Origin of the sequence: Flaviflagellibacter deserti, from assembly GCF_042652085.1 — a bacterium.
GTDB classification, from domain to species: Bacteria; Pseudomonadota; Alphaproteobacteria; order Rhizobiales; family Methylopilaceae; genus Flaviflagellibacter; species Flaviflagellibacter deserti.
Map to the genome: position 1 here is coordinate 310,462 of NZ_JBHSJF010000006.1, position 19,920 is coordinate 330,381.

The 19,920-nt window shown below is 61.3% G+C and carries 17 protein-coding genes, 1 tRNA gene and 1 pseudogene; 4 read left to right on the forward strand and 15 right to left on the reverse strand.

Going from position 1 to position 19,920, the window contains the following annotated elements; translation table 11 throughout:
• Positions 1-211: 211 nt before the first annotated feature.
• A complete protein-coding gene (locus ACFPFW_RS08470; RefSeq protein ID WP_114957551.1) occupies positions 212-436 on the reverse strand; it encodes a hypothetical protein in 225 nt (74 codons plus the stop codon).
• A 108-nt stretch (positions 437-544) separates the two neighbouring features.
• On the opposite strand from ACFPFW_RS08470, the gene ACFPFW_RS08475 reads away from it, so the two are divergent.
• On the forward strand, positions 545-772 hold the full coding sequence (locus ACFPFW_RS08475; protein WP_114957552.1) for a DUF6894 family protein: 228 nt from the start codon (positions 545-547) through the stop codon (positions 770-772).
• Positions 773-1,431: 659 nt separating this feature from the next.
• On the opposite strand, the gene ACFPFW_RS08480 is transcribed toward ACFPFW_RS08475, so the two are convergent.
• The gene (locus tag ACFPFW_RS08480) at positions 1,432-1,698 is read right to left on the reverse strand and encodes a nickel-binding protein (protein ID WP_114957554.1); all 267 of its coding nucleotides are present in this window, start codon (positions 1,696-1,698) and stop codon (positions 1,432-1,434) included.
• 24 nt (positions 1,699-1,722) lie between these two features.
• A complete protein-coding gene (locus ACFPFW_RS08485; RefSeq protein WP_114957555.1) occupies positions 1,723-4,770 on the reverse strand; it encodes an ATP-binding protein in 3,048 nt (1,015 codons plus the stop codon).
• A gap of 135 nt (positions 4,771-4,905) precedes the next feature.
• Here ACFPFW_RS08485 and ACFPFW_RS08490 point away from each other — a divergent pair, with 135 nt between their 5' ends.
• Complete coding sequence (locus ACFPFW_RS08490; protein ID WP_114957556.1) at positions 4,906-5,757, forward strand: class I SAM-dependent methyltransferase; 852 nt, start codon at positions 4,906-4,908, stop codon at positions 5,755-5,757.
• Between the two features lie 140 nt (positions 5,758-5,897).
• Here ACFPFW_RS08490 and ACFPFW_RS08495 read toward each other — a convergent pair whose 3' ends face one another.
• Together ACFPFW_RS08495 and ACFPFW_RS08500 are read right to left on the reverse strand one after the other, a co-directional pair.
• A complete protein-coding gene (locus ACFPFW_RS08495; RefSeq protein ID WP_114957557.1) occupies positions 5,898-6,131 on the reverse strand; it encodes a DUF2158 domain-containing protein in 234 nt (77 codons plus the stop codon).
• Between the two features lie 772 nt (positions 6,132-6,903).
• Entirely contained in the window at positions 6,904-7,347 is a 444-nt protein-coding gene (locus ACFPFW_RS08500) for a hypothetical protein (RefSeq protein WP_379770281.1), read from the reverse strand.
• Positions 7,348-7,409: 62 nt separating this feature from the next.
• Between ACFPFW_RS08500 and ACFPFW_RS08505 the strand changes: the two genes are divergently transcribed.
• On the forward strand, positions 7,410-8,174 hold the full coding sequence (locus tag ACFPFW_RS08505) for a Crp/Fnr family transcriptional regulator (protein WP_162799719.1): 765 nt from the start codon (positions 7,410-7,412) through the stop codon (positions 8,172-8,174).
• A 155-nt stretch (positions 8,175-8,329) separates the two neighbouring features.
• Here the strand turns inward: ACFPFW_RS08505 and nhaA are convergent, their stop codons facing one another.
• From nhaA to ACFPFW_RS08540, 7 genes and pseudogenes are all read right to left on the reverse strand, one after another.
• Positions 8,330-9,535, reverse strand: coding sequence for a Na+/H+ antiporter NhaA (nhaA, locus tag ACFPFW_RS08510; protein WP_114957560.1), 1,206 nt, complete (start codon positions 9,533-9,535; stop codon positions 8,330-8,332).
• 193 nt (positions 9,536-9,728) lie between these two features.
• Positions 9,729-10,136, reverse strand: coding sequence for a BA14K family protein (locus ACFPFW_RS08515; RefSeq protein WP_114957647.1), 408 nt, complete (start codon positions 10,134-10,136; stop codon positions 9,729-9,731).
• 23 nt (positions 10,137-10,159) lie between these two features.
• Entirely contained in the window at positions 10,160-10,813 is a 654-nt protein-coding gene (locus ACFPFW_RS08520) for a PRC-barrel domain-containing protein (protein WP_114957561.1), read from the reverse strand.
• Positions 10,814-11,309: 496 nt separating this feature from the next.
• Positions 11,310-12,164 (reverse strand): manganese catalase family protein, encoded by an 855-nt coding sequence (locus tag ACFPFW_RS08525; RefSeq protein WP_114957563.1) that lies wholly within the window; start codon positions 12,162-12,164, stop codon positions 11,310-11,312.
• Between the two features lie 334 nt (positions 12,165-12,498).
• Positions 12,499-12,732 carry a DUF378 domain-containing protein gene (locus ACFPFW_RS08530; RefSeq protein WP_114957648.1) on the reverse strand — a complete coding sequence of 78 codons (234 nt, stop codon included), beginning with the start codon at positions 12,730-12,732 and terminating at the stop codon, positions 12,499-12,501.
• Positions 12,733-13,290: 558 nt separating this feature from the next.
• Positions 13,291-13,422 (reverse strand): annotated as a pseudogene (locus tag ACFPFW_RS08535) (hypothetical protein); the annotation flags it as partial.
• A 205-nt stretch (positions 13,423-13,627) separates the two neighbouring features.
• Positions 13,628-13,703 (reverse strand) — tRNA-Asn (locus tag ACFPFW_RS08540).
• A gap of 130 nt (positions 13,704-13,833) precedes the next feature.
• Here ACFPFW_RS08540 and ACFPFW_RS08545 point away from each other — a divergent pair.
• Positions 13,834-14,088: a hypothetical protein gene (locus ACFPFW_RS08545; protein ID WP_114957564.1), complete on the forward strand. Its 255-nt coding sequence runs from the start codon at positions 13,834-13,836 to the stop codon at positions 14,086-14,088.
• Positions 14,089-14,260: 172 nt separating this feature from the next.
• Here the strand turns inward: ACFPFW_RS08545 and ACFPFW_RS08550 are convergent, their stop codons facing one another.
• The 3 genes from ACFPFW_RS08550 to ACFPFW_RS08560 are packed head-to-tail and all read right to left on the reverse strand — an operon-like array spanning position 14,261 to position 19,780.
• The gene (locus tag ACFPFW_RS08550) at positions 14,261-17,533 is read right to left on the reverse strand and encodes an error-prone DNA polymerase (RefSeq protein WP_114957565.1); all 3,273 of its coding nucleotides are present in this window, start codon (positions 17,531-17,533) and stop codon (positions 14,261-14,263) included.
• Positions 17,530-19,095, reverse strand: coding sequence for a Y-family DNA polymerase (locus tag ACFPFW_RS08555; RefSeq protein WP_379770288.1), 1,566 nt, complete (start codon positions 19,093-19,095; stop codon positions 17,530-17,532). The genes ACFPFW_RS08550 and ACFPFW_RS08555 overlap by 4 nt, the downstream gene beginning before the upstream one ends.
• Positions 18,986-19,780, reverse strand: coding sequence for an ImuA family protein (locus ACFPFW_RS08560; RefSeq protein WP_114957566.1), 795 nt, complete (start codon positions 19,778-19,780; stop codon positions 18,986-18,988). Before ACFPFW_RS08560 ends, ACFPFW_RS08555 begins: the two co-directional genes overlap by 110 nt.
• Positions 19,781-19,920: the final 140 nt, after the last annotated feature.

The window sequence follows — 19,920 nt, forward strand, 5'->3', positions numbered from 1 at the left end:
AAGGGTCGCCTCACGCCACTTTGGGCTTCTGGCGCCTCGTTCCCAGCACACGTCCGGGTAGGCTCCGATCATGACCGATCCGGTCGGGTCGACGAAGTATCGCAACGCCTCCCGCAATACGGATCGGTTGCTGCTCGTCATTCCGTTCTCGTGATCCAAGAACCCGGCGGGCCGCCGCGCAACGGCAGGCAACTCGGTGAGCTATCCAAGCTCAGTTGAAAGTCACCGTTCCGGGGAAGGCAAAGAAATAGATCGTTTCCTTACCTGGTCCGCAAAGTTCAACCTTCACCGCCTCAGCCTTGTCAGACTGCGAAATCATGAGAGCCGCCTTGAGTGCAGCGTCTCTGGTCGCGAATATCTCGGGTCGTCTGCTCTCCTGCCGAAGTTGCCAATGTTCACCGGAGCGCGTGAGATAGATGGTGTTGGTTTTCGTCATCCTCGAAGCTTGATCGCCCGAAGCCCGAAGCGCGCTAACATACTTAAAACATCACATGCGCGTGCGGTATCGTACGAAACCGACGTGCGGCGTCGGCGCTTTCCATGCATGGGCACATACACCTTCAAAATCCCGTTGACCCGGAATCCGGTCAGGATTGATCTGCCAAACGACGACGAGGCGTGGGCTGAAGCCGTGACCCTATGCGGGGAAATGTTGCGAGATATGGACGGTAAACTACGTGCAGACACGAACTGGGAGGTCATTGTCGAGGATCAGCTCAACGCGCCGGTGGCGTCCATCAAGGTCGTGGCGAACCGACATCTGAGGAAGTGAACCCTACCCCGGCAATTTTGCGATTGGGCTAGAGCGTCTTGTCAGGACGAGGCTGTCTGCACGCGACGACGAAGTCGGCCGCCTCGTATATGTGCCCGCTCGCATCCTGCACATGGATATCGAAGAAGCCTCGGAGCGAGAGCTCAAGGATCTTCTCCAGCACGTCTTCAACGCGTGCGCAGTCGATGCTCTTGAGAGAACCGTTCGGAGCTGACCCCCTGACGCTGTATGCAATCTCGACCATATCTCGCACATAGTGCGGGCTGACGGGCCGGAAATTGATCTAGGTTAACAAGCGAGCCGCTCAAGCATAATCGCGCTTACGGGGGCACCTCAGGCCATATCGTACTTCGGCGGCTCTAGCGCGCCTTCAGTGCGCAAAAAGGCGGCGGCTCCCTGAGCAGGAGTGGTTCCGGTTGTCGTCGGGGTGGAGCAAAATCAATATCTTGAAGTAGTATTATAATGTCTTGCCTCCGCGATATAACTCGATCCCGACTTGTATATCGGGAGAGTTCAAGTGTTCGTCACTGGCCGAAGATGCTCGTGATCGAGACTCTCGGCTCCCTGCCGTTCAGCGAGCCATGTAGGCTGCTGGGCCATGGTATGCTTTTCGGGATCCTGCGAATGTCCGCTTTTGACCCATTGCGGACAGTCCTTGGCTATGGCGCAATGGGCGTCTCTTCGAGCACATCGGCGGCCCAGACTCGTTCGAACTTGGCGGCCGCCTCCCGTTGTACATTGCGTACGCTGGCAACATCTTGCGCTTCATATTCGCAAATCATGCGACGCCGGTCACCGGACCAGAAGCTGCGGAGCCAACGAACGTCGTAGAGTTCGAGGCAAGGGGCCATTCGTGCCTCGGTGGCCTTGAGTTCTTCCTCCGTGAGCGGCGGCTCGAAGTTTCTTTCGACGATGATGCGGGACATGGGCGGTCTCCTTTCAAGTCAGGTTCACTCCCGGACCGTGGAAGCCATCGTGGAAGGGAGGACACGGAGAAGGGCAGATTGAACCGCCGATAGAGCACGGGCGCTGATTTCGTTGGGATGATGTGGTTGCCGAGCAAGCCCCACCATTTGGCCAAGCGCGGTGTGATCGCCCATCGCGGCCAAGAGAGACCTGGCGATGGTGACTTCGTTCACCCGATGCAAGATCGATGCAATCGACAAGGCCGCTGACGCGTTCTGGAACGCTGGTCCCGTCCACCCTCGCTTCATCTGAAGGCGGGCGGCGCTATTCAGTGAATATGCCAGATAAGATTTGTCATCGACCGCTCGGAGCTGGGCGAGCGCCTGGTCCAACGCATCAAGGGACTCGGTTTCCGCGCTACTGGCAAGCAGGGCCAGCGCGTCCAGAGCGGAGACGAATGGTGTCTCATCGTCGCCAAGGCGCTTTGCGACGACCATGAGTTCGGTGCATCGTGCGCGCACGTCCGAGTAACGATCATCCTCCAGCGCCAGCATAGCCAGAAGCGTGAGGCACTTATATTCACGCCAACGGTCTTGTTCGTATTGAGCTAGGAGGAGTGCACGCTCGGTCGATCCGATGGCGTCTGCCTCGCCATCCCAGCGTTGCAGAAGCCCTCGAGCCCAGTGCAACTCACAAAGTTCGACGTCGAGGGAAGCCGCGAGATCACTTGCGTCTGCAATCAAAGTACGGGCTCGATGTACGTCCGTCTCAAGTTCCAGGAGGCATCGAGCGGTATTGGCGAGCTGATGCGCACTTATGGCAAGACCGGCTGATCGTCCGGCGGCGGCGGCGTCCAACGTGTTCTTCTGTGCTTGCTCCGGCTGACCGGCCTGTTGATTCAGGACGGACAGAAGATAGTGTCCGGTCGCCGCGACGTCCGAGAGCAATAGTCTCTGCGCCGCTTGGATCGTCTCTTCGATCGACGCGGCCAAGGGAGGGAGACGCTGCATCCTTGGACCTGTCGCGGCGAAGAGCCGAACCTTCAGCAACGCCATTCGCGCCTCGATCTTGGCGGGTCCGTCCGCGAGCGCTTGCACGTGATGGAGGCCGCGGTCGGCAAGCGATGCGGCGTCGGCATTGGCAAACAGGCGCAAGGCGCGCTGTCCTGCAATCTCGCAAGCACGGACCGCCTCCTCAAAATCCCCCGCGAGTTCGGCATGGTGGGCCAACTCCCCGGCCAGTGTGAAATCCCTTTCCAGATCCGACCTGAGACTCCTTGCTATATGCCGGTGCACCAACCTGCGGCGGGGATGCGAGAGCGTGCGGTAAGCCGCTTGCCGGACCAGGTCGTGGTTGAAGTCATACGATCCGTCGTCGAGCGGGTGGATGAGTTCACGTCGTTCGAGGTTTAGCAGCGCTCCGATTAGTTCAGCTGGGTCGACAAATCCGAGTCGCGCGAGATCTTCGCCGGTGAAGTTGCGGCCGAAGGCGGCTGCCCACGCAAGCAGGTCACGTGCGTGATCCGTGAGGCTTGCAAATTGGTCCGCAATGACGGTCTCGATCGTGCGACTTATCTCGCCGGGGCAGCGGGTGCGAGCAAGCTCCAAAGCGAACAGCGGGTTTCCCCCGCTCTGGGCCGCGATCGACGAGGGGTCGATCCCTTCCTGGGCGACGGTCTGCACTAATGCAGCCGTGTCCTGGGCAGAAAGCGCGGCGAGACGAATCTCGCGAAGGCGATCCTCGCGAGCGAGCGCCCGCAACAACTTCGACACCGGTGCGTTGTCGCCGATCTCGCCGGAGCGTGCGGCACAGCCGAGAAGAAAACCCATAGGCGTCCTGCATTGGCGGGCAACGTAATGGAGCAGAGCCGCTGATGCCTCATCCAACCACTGGACATCGTCGACTAGGATCGCTACGGGCCGGTCCCCTGCTGCTGTCCGCAAGGTATCGACGACGTACTCGAACAGACCGGATCGGTCGGCGAACGCATCCGGGGCAGACATTCCGTCGGTCAAGACGTTGCTGATGCTGCGCCAACGTTCGGCGGTGGCGTCCGCTCGAGCGATCGTACGCAACATGTCCGTCCAGATCCCGTAGGGCCGGATGGCTTCGGATTGGAAAGCGCGACTACGAAACGCCACCCCACCCGTGGCGGCAACGGTCTCCGCCACGTAATCGAGCATTCGGCTCTTTCCGATGCCGGGCTCGCCCTTGATGAGAACGACATCCGTATTGCCATTCAGCGCCGCGGACACCAGCCGATCGATTTCAGCGCGTTCGGCATGGCGGCCGATCAATGCGCGAGAAGGTCCTGATCGCGGGCTCTTTGCGAGATATGGACAGCGGGTGTGCTCGGCAACTCGTCGGCGTGCAGGCGCAAGGAGCCGGCGCGCCTCTTCGAGTTCTTCTCCGGGCTTTGTCGACAGCTCGATTTCCAAGATGCGTCGGGCGTGTTCGTAATAGCTGAGTGCCTCCGCGGATCGGTTCGAGTGCACAAGGAGCCGGACCACCGACGCGTGACCGGGTTCCGACAATGGATCGGCGGTCACCATTTGGCGGGCATAAGGAAGCGCGTCCGCGGGAGCATCGTGGAGACGTTCGATGAGAATGCCGAGAACGCTGATCCGAAGGCGGCTGACGGCCTCCCTCTCTGCCATGCACCATTCCTGAAAGCGATAACAGGAGGGGAGATCAAGCCCGTCGAGAAACTCGCCCTGGAAAAGTTCGACGGCTCTCTTCAGCGCTTCCGTCGACGTGCTGGATGGGTCGTCCGCCACCAACGAACGAATTTGAAAAAGATCCACCTGGGCAGCATCCGTTTGGATGCCCACATGCTCGCGGTCCGCGACCAAGCGATCCGCCTTCTGGTCATTCACGAGGGGGCGAATCTTGCTGAGACTCCAACGCAGCTCACCGCGTGGATCGTCCGGGCCGTCCCAGAAGATATCGCACAAGCGTTCCCGGCGATGAGAGCGAGCCGTCGCAACAAGATAGCCGAGGAGCGCGCGTGTTTTCTTCGAGGCTGGCAGACTGACAGGCAGCCCGTCCCTGAAGAGCTGTAACTCACCCGTCATTTGGATCTGGAGCGGCATGCACTCCTTCCTCAGCAGCAGCCGAAATCCACGCCAACTCCCACGGGGATATCCACGGCCTTGTTGAAGTCTAGCCGAACAGAGCCCCGCACGAAACACGTGCTCGATCGGCGTCCGCAACCAACGGAGTTCAAAATGAATGTCTTCGACCCCGTCAGATATAAGGAAACGACGTGTCAGCAGTGGCAGAGCGCTGCCAAGGCCTGGAATGACTGGAGTCCCTTACTGCGGCGGTGGTTGGGGCCAGCTACCGAAATCCTGATCGAGATGTCGCAGATCGGGCCGGGAAGCCGAGTTCTCATCGTGGCGGCCGGCGCGGGGGACGAGACGCTACAGATCGCGGAGCGCGTTGGGCCCACAGGTTATGTTCTCGCGACCGATATCTCCTCAAACATCCTCGACCATGCCGCCGAGAACGCCAGACGAGCGGGTTTCACTCATGTCGAGGCGCGCGTGATGGACGGCGAAAATCTTGAGGTACCAGAAGCTAGCTTCGATGCCGTGATCTCTCGGGTCGGATTGATCTACTTTCCCGATCAGCAAAAAGCTCTCGCTGGTATGAGACGGGCGCTCAGGGTCGGAGGAAGGATCGGCGCGATCGTCTACGGCACGGCGGAAAACAATAGGTTCTTTTCCGTTCCGGTCTCAATCATTCGCCGACGTGCGAACCTACCGCCGCCGCTGCCGGGTCAGCCGGGTCCGTTCAGTCTAGGCGGTCCCGGGATCCTGACTGACGAAATCCGGCGGGCAGGGTTCCACGACGTGGAAGCTCTTCTCGTCGCCGCTCCGGTCTGCACACCCAACGCGGCCGATTGCGTACGGTTCGAACGCGAGTCCTTCGGTGCCCTTCACCAGATGCTCAGCGGCCTGGACGATGCCGGCCGCGAGGAGGCGTGGCAGGAGATCGAACAAGCACTTCGCGCTTTCGACACGGCATCCGGGTTTGAGGGACCATGCGAGATGGTCGTGGCGTGCGGCACCAAATGAGGAAGGTGGCAGGCGTCTGCTCCGAAGGAGCAAGTTCCTGCGTGGAATTACGCATGCTGCTGCAAGAAGAACCAACTTCGTCGGTGCACCTTGCAGGGGTCATCTCATCAGGATTGAAATCGCGTTCGAAGCGCGCACGGTTAGTCAGAGCAACCGCTCTGATCGTCTGAACGGTCGAAGAGACACACCAGCTCCAGTGCGCCCGGCGCGAACGATCCCTTTCGTTCTCCCGTTTCGTCGTGCCAGCAGCACCACAGCCGTCGATGACCTTGCAAGTCCATTCCTATAGCGAACACGGTAAGAGCCGTCCTGCCGCCCGTCTTCAGACGTACAAGATCGCCAACCCTGAACTCTTCCGTTTCCGGCTCAACCATTGAAAATTTGAGGCATAGTCATGCGAAAAGTGAACGCCTGACCGGACCAGTCTCTTCCGGTGCCGATTGGTGAAATCGCGGCCCATTGGTTCCGAAGTAAATCTACCCGCTGCGTGGAGGGCGCCGAGAAAGAGGGAAGTATCTCCTCATCTTCTATCCGGCACTCGGCCGACTTCACCGGCATATGGCTCGCTTCCTCGTCGCCGCGATAGAGAACAATAAATGGAGAGCTCATAATCGACCGCGAGCAACCTTTGACAATGGTGACTTCCGGCTTGCGACGAATTTCGTGGTACGTTGGCGAGTTCGCTTTTTGAGGTCCCACCAAGAACGAGAATGAGCGCAGCAAAAGCTAAGTGATGAAATTTACAGGACGAGATCATTACTGCTCGCTGGCTAATCTTTCGACCAAGGTCAAGAGATCACCGGGGTGGCACCGGCGTTGGCAGGACCTTTTGCTAAAGGAGAGTGCCTTAAGCTTGAAGTCGTGCATCTCTGATGAGATCAATACTGACGAGCGAGGCCAATTCTGCGCCCACACTCGAAGGAAAAGGCCATGTGCGAACGCGTTGTCGCCGGTCACACAGATCATTCGCTTGTGGCATTCGAAGACCGTCAGCGCTTGAATTTTGTTTGGAGTTTCAGACGTTGCGTAACCATTCGCTCTGAGAACTTCGCCGATGTCCGACCAAAGAGTCGGAGACGCGTCAGAAATTAGTTCATGCGCCTCGAAGTGATGCGTTCGATCTGAGCGCGTCGGGCTCATACGAACTCACTCGCGTTTCAGAGAGGCAATGTTCAGGTTGCCTTGTACTACCGCGATCAGTGTTTCAGCGTCATTTCCGAATTGCTTAATCAGCTTGCGGGCTTTTGCGACGGGTATCCCTGTTTCTTCAGCGAGGTCCAGAACGTTGAACCGCTTGGAGACAACGACGTTCTGCGCCTTTCCCGGCGTCTGATTTACCCCCATGGCCCACTCCCATTGTGATTCTTGTCGCTGACGTAGCTTCTCTATGCCGGGCTCACCCGGACACGTTTCTTTCTTTGTTTGCGAATCCAGTCGAGCATCCGGCCGCCTGATTGAGAAGAACCTAGAGTACGCTGGCGAACCAAAAATCTGTGTTCTGGATTCCCGGGAAAGGTTGGTAACAGTGCCTCTCAGATGTTTCTTAATATGACAGCGCTTGATGTGACCTATGATCCAAGGAGTGATCATTCGATTCACATCAGCAATGCTTAATGTCGCAGCAAAATCATTTGTCTGATCGGAGTGCTCCGTTGGTCGCGAAGAAGACGATTGAAAGTAAGCTTCAACGATGGAACACCGATGGATCGAGCACGCTTGGCAACAGGCTGCTCAGTTTGATCCCTGCAACTGAGTGGGCGGCGATTGAAGGCAAGTTCGACAAGATGCATCTTCGACGCCGACAGGTGCTGATCGAGCCCAACCTTCCCGTGACTCACGCCTATTTCCCGATCACCGGAACCGCATCTTTTCTTTCGAGGGGAAGCGGAGAGAAGCCAATGGAAACCTCGATCGTGGGGAAGCACGGATTTATTGGGATCCCGATCATCCTCGGAACCAATCGTTCACCGCTCCGCTGTTCTGTCCAGATGAGTGGCACAGCTTTTCGAATCGCCGCAGCAGATCTGACGATAGCTTTTGCCGAACAGCCCCAGTTTCGGCGGAACCTCTTGTTTCACATCCAGGCTCGGATGACACAGCAATCCGTTCTCATCGCCTGTAATGCTCGTCATACGCTCGAGCAGCGTGTGTGCCGCTGGCTTCTGATGGCCTTGGCGAGGCTGGAGAGCAGGACCATCCCAGCGACTCATGATCTTGTCGCAAGAATGCTCGGTGTACGGCGAGCGGGGGTGACTCAGATGTTAGCCAGATTGGAGCAACAGGGCGTGCTTCTGAGGAGTCGCGGGAGGATCGACATCACCTCGCCCGAGGAACTAGAACGCACATCTTGTGACTGCTTCCGCATCATTCAAAATGAATATGATCGCCTGCTAACTGACCGCGATGTGGCTCGGTAGGCTGAACAACGTCCTTTAAGTGCCGGAAACGCTCGTTCGCCAACGTCGGATCGCCTTTCCCGCTGAGCACTACTTGCATCACGATAGCGATGTGCCATTCGGCCTGGAATTAACGAGGATCAAGCACGGGGGAGTCGCAATCCGCCACCTTCTGCTCAACGTGATTTCTCTTCGCGCCGCTGGCCTCCGCATCCAAAAAGAACCGCACCTCCGCAGATCGCCGAGGCCACCGATCCTAGCAAAACGCCGAGCTTCACTTCGTCTTGCAAATGAGGAGAAGCTTCGAACGCGAGAAGTCCGATGAACAGGCTCATTGTGAAACCTATGCCGCACAACAACGACACGCCGTAGATCTGCAGCCACGTGGCATCTTCTGGGCAATCAGCGAGCCTGAGCCGAACGGCGATGAGCGTCGTCAGAAAGACGCCGACCTGCTTGCCGAGAAAGAGCCCACCGGCAACGCCGAGGGTCAACGGTGCAAGAAGATTGGACCAGCCCAGGCCCGACAGCGACACTCCCGCGTTCGCAAGACCGAAAATCGGAACAATCGCGAATGCGACCCAGTAATGCAGAGCGTGCTCGAGGATGTGGAGCGGTGATGCAACATCGTCTGGCCGACCCGGCGACTTTCCGAGGGGGATCGTCATCGCGAGCGAAACACCCGCCAAGGTGGCATGAACTCCAGAGCGCAGGACGCAGAACCAGAGAACCGCTCCCAAGAGAAGGTAGGGCGTCAGAGCCATGATACCAGCACGGTTGAGCGCCATCAGCAGGAAAAGAATCAAGGCCACGGTGCCAAGCCAGCCGAACGACAGGTCAGCGGTGTAGAAGACCGCAATGATGAGGACGGCCAGTAAGTCATCGATGATGGCTAAAGCCGTTAGGAAAATCTTGAGTGACACCGGAACACGCGAGCCGAGCAGCGCGAGAACACCCAGGGCGAACGCGATGTCGGTCGCGGTGGGAATGGCCCAGCCGGGCATTGTCTCAGCTGTGCCTAAGTTGAGCGCAACGTAGATCGCAGCGGGGACCACCATGCCGCCTGCTGCCGCCGCTCCCGGGAGAATGCGACGCGGCCAGCTTGAAAGCTGACCATCGACGAACTCACGTTTGATCTCCAGTCCCACAACAAGGAAGAACAGCGCCATCAGCGCATCGTTGATCCAGTGAAGAACGCTGAGGCCGCCGACATGGATCTTCAGAATGCCGAAATAGAAGGGAGACCACGGAGAGTTCGCTATCAGCAGGGCAATCGCTGCGGCAGCCATCAGGACGATACCGGCCGACGCCTCGTTCTTCAGGAACGAACGCAGCATCGAAAGCGGCCGGATCTTCACCGTAGCACTAGCACTACTCTGCATCGAACCTCATGAGCATGAATAAAGGATCCGGCGTGCAGTTCGCGCCGGGAAGGCAGCCAACTTTCGGGGGACGATCCCGGCGTCAATGACAAAGCACGGATTTAGCTGGACTCCCAAGTCATTGGGTTCGCGGGCTTATGCATCGAGCGGGACTTGGCATCACCCGGCGGTGCCCGCCGGGTGATGTTCCTGATCATCGCATGTAGGGGGACGCGCACTCTCGTCGAGCGCCGCCACCGATCGCATAGGTGTTGTCAGAAGCTCGATAGGAGCGATAGCGGTCGCGGCACCAGTCCTCGTGATCGTCATCGGTCGCCGCTGCCCGGCCGGCGGCGATCGCGCCCCCAATCAGCGCACCTGCGGCGAACGCTGCCGGAGGGAACCAGAAGCCGTTGCGATAGCGATAGCCGGGGCGTCGTTCGCGATAGCCGCGATGTCCTCGCCAATAGTGACGATCTCCCCGTCGCTCAACGCGGTGTTGCACATCCGTAAGGCCAGATCCCTTGTCAGCCTTCACAGGCACGCTCGGGAAGGCCATGGCCGGAACAGTGGGAATCGCAAGGCCGATCGAGATCGCCGCAGCGATTGCTGACTTGTTCATCTTGTTCAAGAGCTCGGCTCCCCTCACTGGCGCTGGCCGGATTGACCGCCGGTGTCATCCGAGAACTTGGGGGCTCCCTGAAGATCCTGGCGAGTGGTCGAAAGAACGATCCTGGCCCTCAGAGTGTCGTTGCCGCCCATCATGCTGTTGGCGTTGTTCGCTGACGTATTCGCAGCCTCACTGGACCTCATCGTGCCGCTCTGGTTAACGGCCGGATTGCGGGCCGAGGTCTGCGTGTTGGCGCCGGCTGCACCAGCGCCGCTCGCCGGAGCCTCCGGTCCACTCGCAGCGCTTCGACCAGTAGCGGAGTTCGGATCGGAGGACGCAGTACCCTCGGCTTGAGGCTCGAACTTTAGCGCGTTCATCGGAACGGCCACCTCATTGGCGCCTATGCCGAGAAAGCCGCCGACGTCGATCACAACAGCAGCTACCTGACCATCGCGATCGAGAACAAGGTCGCCGATGTCGCCGATGTCTTCGTTCTGCAGATTATAGACGGTCTGGCCGAGGAGGTCAGAGCTTCGGAACTGCTGACCCTGCAGCTTCTCTACGAACCGCACCTTGTCTTGTTGCGCACCAGTTTGCGCAGCTTGATTGGCCGGAGCGCTGGTTTGAGCCGCGGCCGGCGATAGTGCCGCGCCGGCGAGCAGGCAAGCGGCGAGGGATTGCTTCAGCATCGATGGTCTCCGTTAGGCAGGGCGCGTCTAGTTACGCAAGGACCCAACGAAACGAAGCGCAGCCGGTTTCTTCTCAACGTTCAAAAAAGCTGGAGCAGAGTTGAAGGTTAACGAGACCGGCTGAAGGCTCGGCGATGGGAGGTCAGCAAGCCCTTCCGTTCGCATTTGCTTGAAGCATTACTGGAATAAGGGAATTCCTGATTCCCCCTCAGAGGCCTGAGAGATTCCAAAGTGCCGGTTGGCGCATTGCCATGCTCGACCGACTTCAGACCCTCTTTTCCGAGCGCGGCAACGATCCCCCTCACCTTCAACTCGCGTTTGCTTACTGCCTCGGCGAGGGCTGGATCAAATTCGAGGAGAGTTATGTGCGGCTGACCAGGAATGGCGGCTTGGCAATCAAGGCTATGCCAGAGAGTAAGCCGTACGTCTCGGAAATCGAAGGAGCGGGCCCGAATTGGGCCCGCACTTTAAGCGCAATCTCTCACTCAGTGTCCTGCTAGACGAGGCCCGCGAGAATCGACGTGCCATCCATCTGCTTATCCTGAGCTCCGCTGGCGGGAGGCGGTGGCGCGAGTTTGGGTTCGTCGCCGAGGGGCTCCATCGGCCGGCTCGTAAACGTGCCTTTGCCATCCATCGACGTGCCGTTGGACCATCGTCCCTGAACGGGTTCGGCGCCATCGCGATCGAAGCCGAGAAAGGCGTAGCTGAACTCCTGCAACTCCTCGCCTTGGGGATGGCTGTTGGGAATCGGGAAGTTCTTCTCGAAGCCGCCCATATCCTCGAGCGCTGCCAACCACTGGTTTTGATGCATGGTGTCTCGAGCGATCAGGAACTGAAGCATCTCCTTCATCCCCGGATCGTCGGTCATGTTGTAAAGTCGCACGGCCAGGACCCGCCCTGTCGACTCCGCCATGACATTCGCCGTCATATCCGCCGCGGCGTTACCGCTGGCGTAGATGTGGGACATGTCGAAAGGAATGCCGTCGCTATTAACGGGCATCGCATTGAGACCCGACGATAGGATCTGCTGGAAATTCACTCCGTTGAGGATGGCTCCGCCGATTGCGTCCTGCGATACCTCTTCCTGCAGCGAGAGCGGCGCGCCCTCAAGATTCAACGCCACTGCAGTCGCCAACATCTCGATGTGGCCGAGCTCCTCGGTCGCCGTGGTCAGCAGCATGTCGCGATATTTCTTCGGGCCGCGCGCACCCCAGCCCTGGAAGAAGTACTGCATGCAGACGCGTATTTCTCCTTCGACGCCGCCGATAGCCTGCTGGAGCGCACGGGCGAAGCGGGGATCCGGGTTTTCTACACGGACGGGAAATTGCAGGCGTGGATCGTTGTAATACATGTGCGGCTCCGGACGTTGGGGAGTACCCGCTCAGCGGGCTGACCATGCCCAACGCACCAATGTGCCGATGACGGATCGCGAGTACGCAACCGAACCATGGTGATCGTCGCGCGCCGCCTGGCGGACCAATACAGCCGCTGTCGTTGAGAGGTGGCGGTAACCTGATACTCAGCGAACGTTCCGCAACGTCGCAGCTTCTTCGAAGTCCGAAATCGCACCCGCGTGGGAAACACGAGAGTGGACGGTGGCATCTAACGAAATGAATGCCCCGTCGAGCGCAGCACACTCGACGGGGCGGGGTGGTCATCAGTTGGGACGGAGTCCGATGACCGCCTCAATAGCGGCCGTGAGCGCGTTGGGCCGCTGTCTCGCCGACGCTCATCGAGCGGACAAATGGAATTAGTTGCCAGATTGCCGACACGCCGACCAGCACATAGACCGCCTTGCTGAAAACGCTTCCGGCGCCGAACAGCGCATCTACCAGGTTAAACTCGAATGCGCCGACCAAACCCCAATTCAGGCCACCGACGATAATCAGCAAAAGGGTTATGATGTTGAGTGCTCTCATTGTTTCCTCCAGGCCAATTGTCAGGCCGGACAACAGCTCGGCAGCGATCGAGTTCCTGACGGCGTAATCACAAAGATTTTCGGGGGCGGCACGCATCCGGACGCAGCTGGAATACGTGCTGTCGATGAGCAGGGGCGTCGCGAGCCCGCAAGCCAACATCAGCAACCCAGCGATTACAATTCCATGTGGTTGGCCAACGCTTCCCTCACGCGGTGAAAGCTCTGCCAAGTCGGTGGCAGGACTTTCCGGAGCCACGCCGCCAAGGAGGAACAGACGGCTCCGATCGCGCTTAATCCGCTGCAAATACTGCCGGGAAGTTCTAGCGGTCGTGTGATGCCGCGAGGCATGTGCGCCGACTTGGCGCATCCCCGCAACAACCGATGTTGATTCCTGCTTCTCGTGCGCGATCGTGACTCGGCTGATGATCTCTGCAAGCGACCCGTCGCGGATCTCGGCTGGACGCAGATAGCTGAAACCAAACGCGCGAGCGATCCGAGTCGCCGCGTCGTAGCGCTGCCACGCGGTTTCAGGATTTTCGCCGGAAAGCAGAGCTGCCCAGAGCGCTTCGGTGGACGTGTGAAAGTCGCGCGCTGCGGCGAGGGCCGCCGCGTGGTTCTTCGTGCCGAGGCTTTTCTTCACAAAGACGCGCTTGTCGAGCTGGCAATCCCGCGGCACGCGCCTGTAATAGCGGTATTTGCCGCTGTCCGGATGCGGTTTGACCTACCGCGAAACCTCGTCACCGCCCGCCCTTGTATCCCGGTTTGTAACCCGTTCTACTTTGGTGGGTGAACGAGCGCAATTGCCGAGCGTCTGAGACGTTCGTGCAAACTCCTTGGATTTACGCGGATTTCAGACATGAAACAGGGGAGACGGATCACCGCGCTCCCCTGAAATATGGCTCCCTGAGCAGGACTCGAACCTGCGACCATTCGATTAACAGTCGAACGCTCTACCAGCTGAGCTATCAGGGAATGGGGCGCCTCGACGACCGCGGGCCTGCATATAGCAGAGTTCGCGCGCATGCCAAGCTTTGTTTCGCGCTCGCCTCATCCGTCATCCCCACCTATCTATGGGGAGAGGGCGCTGTTTCAACGGGATGTCATGTCGACGCACTTGAAGTTCGGCTCGCGACGCTTTGCCCTTCCGGGCTCGCGCCTCGCAAGAATTATCCTTGGTGCCCTGCTGATCTGCGGAGGCATTCTCGGCTTCCTGCCGGTCCTCGGATTCTGGATGGTGCCGCTCGGCCTCATCATCCTGTCGGTCGATATTCCGGCCGTTCGCCGGTTCCGCCGTAGGATGGAGATCAGATGGGGCCGCTGGCGACAGCGTCGTCGCCGGGAGGAGAAGACGCGCTAGCGCCCCTGAAACGCTCAGGCTTGGGCCACGACCGCGAAGGCGTACCAGATCAGGCCGAAGGTGGCGCTCAACGCGAACAGGCCCATCGCGAAATCTTCACTCGTGTCCTTGTTCATGACCGTCATCCTCGATTGCGTCGTTGACCATTGGTCGGCGTGCAGAGGCGGCGGGTTCAGTGGAAATCGCGTGATTTCGGGATGATCCGCTCATTGCGCGGATGGTTCGAGGTCCGGGGATGTTGCGGGTGCAGGATCTCGTCGGCTCGCGTCAACTGGAAATGCGGCTTCGATTCTTCCGAGAGCAATTGCAGATCGGCGCTGCGGTCGATCAGTCGCTGCGAGACGAGATGGACCACGCCTTCCTCGCTCCGCTGGATGCGGCCGCGCACCTCGATCAGCCGCGAGCCCATCACCTCGCGGCGGAACTGCTGGAACAGGCTCGCCCAGACCACGACATTGGTGATGCCGCTCTCGTCCTCGATGGTCATGAAGACGACATTGCCATTGCCCGGCCGCTGCCGGACTAGAACCACGCCGGCGGTCTTCGTCCAGGCGCCGTCCTTCAGCCCCACCGTCTCGGCGCAGCTTCTGATGCCCTCAGTCCGCAGCCGTTCGCGCAGGAACATCATCGGATGAGCCTTCAGCGACAAGCGCGTCACCTGGTAGTCGGTGACGACATGCTCGGCGAGCGGCATGGCGGGCAGATTTGCGGCCGGTTCCGTGGCGAGTTCGACCGCGTCCGCAGCCGAGAACAGGGGCAGCGGCTCAGTGCCCGGCAGGCGACGCACGGCCCATAACGCCTCGCGGCGGTCGAGGCCGATCGAACGGCAGGCGTCCGCATCGGCCAGGAGTTCGAGCGCCCGGCGCGGCAGACCGGTGCGGCGGGCGAGTATTTCGAGATTCGGATAGCTGAGGCCGCGCCGGGCGACGAGGAGGTCCGCCCATTCCTCCCTGAAGCCGTCGATCTGGCGAAAGCCGAGACGCAGCGCCTGAGCCCTGTCTTCGCGTCCGAGGTCCTCCAGCGTGTTGTCCCAGCGGCTGGAATTGATGTCGATCTCCCGCACCTCGACCCCATGCTCGCGCGCATCGCGCACCAGCTGCGCCGGGGCATAGAAGCCCATCGGCTGCGAATTCAGGATCGCCGCCGCGAAGACGTCCGGGTGGTGGCATTTGATCCAGGACGAGACATAGACGAGATGGGCGAAGGCGGCGGCATGGCTCTCCGGGAAGCCGTAACTGCCGAAGCCCTCGATCTGTGCGAAGCAGCGCTCGGCGAAGGCGCGCTCATAGCCGCGCCGGACCATGCCCTCAATCATCTTGGTCTTGAACGTGCCGATCGTGCCGACATGCCGGAACGTCGCCATGGCACGGCGCAGGCCGTTCGCCTCCTCGGGGGTGAACTCGGCTGCGACGATGGCGAGCCGCATCGCCTGCTCCTGGAACAGCGGGACGCCCTTGGTCTTGCCGAGAACCTGAAAGAGCTCGTCCTGCGGATAGCCCGGACCGGGCGAGGGGAACTCTATCGGCTCCTTGCCCGCCCGCCTCCTGAGATAGGGGTGGACCATATCGCCCTGGATCGGGCCGGGCCGGACGATCGCGACCTCGATGACGAGGTCGTAGAATTCACGCGGCTGCATGCGCGGCAGCATGTTGATCTGCGCCCGGCTCTCGACCTGGAACACGCCGATCGAGTCACCCTCACACAGCATGTCATAAGTGGCCTCGTCGCCTGCTTCGATCGAGGAAAGGCTGTGCTCGATGCCCTTGTGATCGTGCAGGAGGGTCAGTGCCTTCTTCAGGCAGGTCAGCATTCCAAGCGCCAGGACATCGACCTTCATCAGGCCGAGCACGGCGATGTCGTCGCGGTCCCATTCGATAAAGGTGCGGTCGTCCATCGCGGCATTGCCGATCGGCACCGTCTCGTCGAGCCGGCCGCGTGTCAGGATGAAGCCGCCGACATGCTGCGAGAGATGGCGCGGGAAGCCCATCAGCCGGTTGGCGAAGTCGGCGGCGCGGGCGATTTCGGGATTGGCCGGTGAGAGCCCGGCTTGGCGCACATGGCCCTCCGGCAGGTTGTCGCCCCAACTTCCCCAGACGGTCGAGGCGAGAGCGGAGGTCACGTCCTCGCTGAGGCCGAGCACCTTGCCGACCTCGCGGATGGCGCTGCGCGGCCGATATGAGATGACGGTCGCGGCGATGCCGGCGCGCTCGCGGCCGTAACGCTGGTAGATGTACTGGATGACCTCCTCGCGCCGCTCGTGCTCGAAATCGACGTCGATGTCCGGCGGCTCCTCGCGTTCGGCGGAGAGGAAGCGCGCGAACAGGACATCGATTTCCTCCGGATCGACATTGGTGATGCCGAGGATGAAACAGACGACGGAATTCGCCGCAGAGCCGCGTCCCTGGCAGAGGATGCCCTTGTCGTCGGCGAAGCGGACGATGTCGTGGATGGTCAGGAAATAGCGGGCGTAGTCGTACTTGGCGATGAATGCGAGCTCGTCGGTCAGCAGCCCCGCGACCTTTTCCGGGATGCCATCCGAATAACGCAGCGTGGCGCGCCGCCAGCAGAGGTCTTCGAGATGGGTCTGCGGCGTCTTGCCGGGAGGCACCGGTTCTTCAGGATAATCGTAGCAGAGTTCCGAAAGCGAGAATTCCATCCGCGAGAGAAGATACTGTGTCTCCTCAATCGCTTCCGGTGCGTCCCTGAACAAACGCATCATCTCGTCGGGGCTTTTCAGATGCCGTTCGGCATTGGCCTCCAGGATTCGTCCGGCGCTCTCGATCTTCAGACCTTCGCGGATGCAGGTGACGATGTCCTGCAGGGGCCGTTCCTCGAGTGTCTCGTAGAGCGCGTCGTTGGTGGCGATGAGCGGCACGCGGTAGGCCCGCCCCATGTCCTTCAGCACCGCGAGGCGGCGGCGGTCGCGGCCGCTGCGGTGCATCGTGGTGCCGAGCCAGAGCGAGCCGGGAACGGCTTCGGCCAATTGGGCGAGAGCCTTCTCCCCGTCGCGCGGATTGGATGGCGGGATCAGGATCATCAGCAGGTCGCGGGTGTCGGCCAGAAGATCGTCGAGCCGGAGCAGGCATTCGCCTTTCTTCCCGCGCAGGTTTCCGATCGTGAGAAGCCTACAAAGCCGCCCCCAGCCATCGCGGTTTTCCGGATAGACGACGACGTCTGAAGAGCCGTCCTCGAAAGCCAGACGCGCGCCGACGAGAAGCTTAAAGGGGAAGATCTTACCCTTGTTCGCCTCGTCCTTCTCGAATTCGGCTATCGCATCGCGCACCGGCACATAGGCCCGTACCACGCCGGCAACCGTATTGCGGTCGGCAATGCCGATGCCGTTCATGCCGAGCAGCGCCGCCTGCTTCACGAGATCGCCCGGATGCGACGCGCCGCGCAGGAACGAGAAATTCGAGGCGGCGACGAGTTCGGCGAAGGCTGTCATGCGAACAGCCCGTGCAGGAACCAGGGCGGTTGGTCTCCGGGGGAGGTGACCACACCCTCGCGGTAGAGCCAGAATCGACGACCCTCGCGATCCTCGACGCGGAAATAGTCGCGCGTCGGCATTTCCCTTTCGCGCCGCCACCATTCCGCTGCGATGCGCTCTGGACCCTCCGCGCGCGCGACCTCATGCACGATGCGCCGCCAGCGGAAGCGGATCGGTGGGCCGTCTGGCACTTCGAAGAGCGTGTTGTCGATCGGCTCCGGCGGGTCAAACAGACGGAGCGGTCGGGCAGGGGGCTCGCCCGGTTCGCTTTCTACCCAGTCATTGCTGCCGGCCTCGGGCGATATCGCCGGGACGGCCTCGGCCGCGCGCTCGGGGATGTGGCTGTCCCGGGGCACGAACCGCGTCACCCGCGACGGGCCGAAACGGGCGCCGAGGCGGTCGATCAGTTCCGCCACTGCCTCGTCGCCGCTTTCCCTGCCGTCGAGCTCGGCCTGGACGTTTAGCGCCGCCTCCGACGAGAGGGCCGCGAGGCGGATCATGTCGAAGCCGAAGCCGGGATCGACCGGATCGGCCAGTGCGTCGAGCCGTTCCGAGAACAGCCGTGCCAGCACTTTCGCGTCCCGCAACGGGCGACCGGTAAGGACGGGGATTCGTCGTACCGCGCCGTCGGCCCGGAAGAAGCTCGCCTCGAACCGTCGTCCGCCATGGCCGCGCGCCTCAAGCAGAAGGGCGAGATCGCGGCCAAGCTCTCCGATCGTCGCCTCGACATCCTCCGCCCGGCCGATCGGCTCCGCGAAGCGGCGCTCGGTAACCAGTTCCGGCAGGGGACGGCGCGGCGAGATCGGATGCTCGGCCTCGCCGAGCGTGCGCAAAAGAAGATCGAGAAGATCATCGCCGAACCGCGCGGCGAGCGGCGCGCGCGGTCGGTCGGCCAGATCGCCGACCCGCTTCAGGCCTGCGCGGGCCAAGGCAATGACACGTGCATCGTCGAGGCCGAGCGCCGCGATAGGAAGGGGGCGTACTACCTCCGAAGTCCTACCAGCCGGGATCACGCCGCCCTTCGAATAGCGGGCAAGTGCCCGCGCCGCGTCGGGCGTAGAAGCCAGAGCGCCACGGGACGTGAAGCCGAATGCCGTCAGCCGCCCGAGCACTTCGCGCAGCATCCCGGCCTCGCCGCCGAAGAGATGCGTGCAGCCGGTGATGTCGAGGATCAGGCCGTCCGCACCATCCATGCCGACGAGCGGGGTCCAGCGGTCGCACCAGTCGGCGATGTGTTCCAGCGCGGCAAGGTCAGCAGCCTGATCCTCATCCTCGGTATCGAAGTCCGGCACCCGCGCCCGCGCATCCGCGAGGGTCAGGCCGGGCAGAAGCCGCGCCGTGTGCGCCCGCCGGTCAGCATGGGTAATCCTGAGCGCGCTCCGGACCTTGGCGAGGATGACAAGCGGCTTCTCAGCCGGCGCGGCGCCATTCGCCTTCCTGAGCCGGTGCAAACGGTCGGTCGGCAGCAGGGGAAACCAGAGCGCGAGATAGCGACGGCCTCCTGAAAACAGACTGCTCACGGTCCCACTCCACACTGAAGCGGCGGAGCGGAAAGCCCGCCCGGTGCCGCAAGAGTTCGATCTCGAACACAGGCGTACCCGGCGCCCCGGTCGCGAGCGCGGTGCTCGACCCGCTCGTCACCCGCCAGCGGCTCAAGGCGGCGCTCGGCATTGGCTTCGCATCGAGCCGGATGACGAAGGCCCCGACGCCCGAGCGTGCCGCCCGCCGTGCCAACCGCCGCGTCGCGGTAAGGTCGAAGGCCGGATGTTCGCCCCAGGCCTCGATGACGACCGCTCCCAGGGCCTGGCAGCGCAGCGCCTCGTTTCCCGCCCGCAGCACGGAGATCGCATCGCGAACCCGCACCACGAGGAAGGAGGCGGGATCGGCCCCGAATTCGGCGAGCCCCGGCGCGTAGAGCTCACCGAACTCCTTGCCAGCCATTTCCTGCCGCACCCAGACGATCGTCTGTCCGGGCTGGCAGGCCCGGAGAACCATTGCGAGCCCGAAGCCGCTCGCCGCCGGCCCGTCCGCGCTGCCAGCGGCGAATACCTCGTGAAGCGCCGCTTTGGGCAGCCCACCGCCGACCGCCCCATCTACTTCCGACAGGCCGAACTGAAACCGCGGCGACCCTTCGGCTCCTCTGTCCGCTTGGATGGCGGCAAGGCTCCGCCGGAGCCCGGCAAGCGTCTCACGCGCGGCTTGCATTCCTCATGTTCCCTATTTGTTCTTATTAGGACTCCGGTCCAATGGGGAGTCAACAGGCTTTTACGAACCCTCGTGCCCGGCTCGACCCGGGCATCCAGACTGGTTCTCCCAGACCACTGGATTGCCGGGTCAAGCCCGGC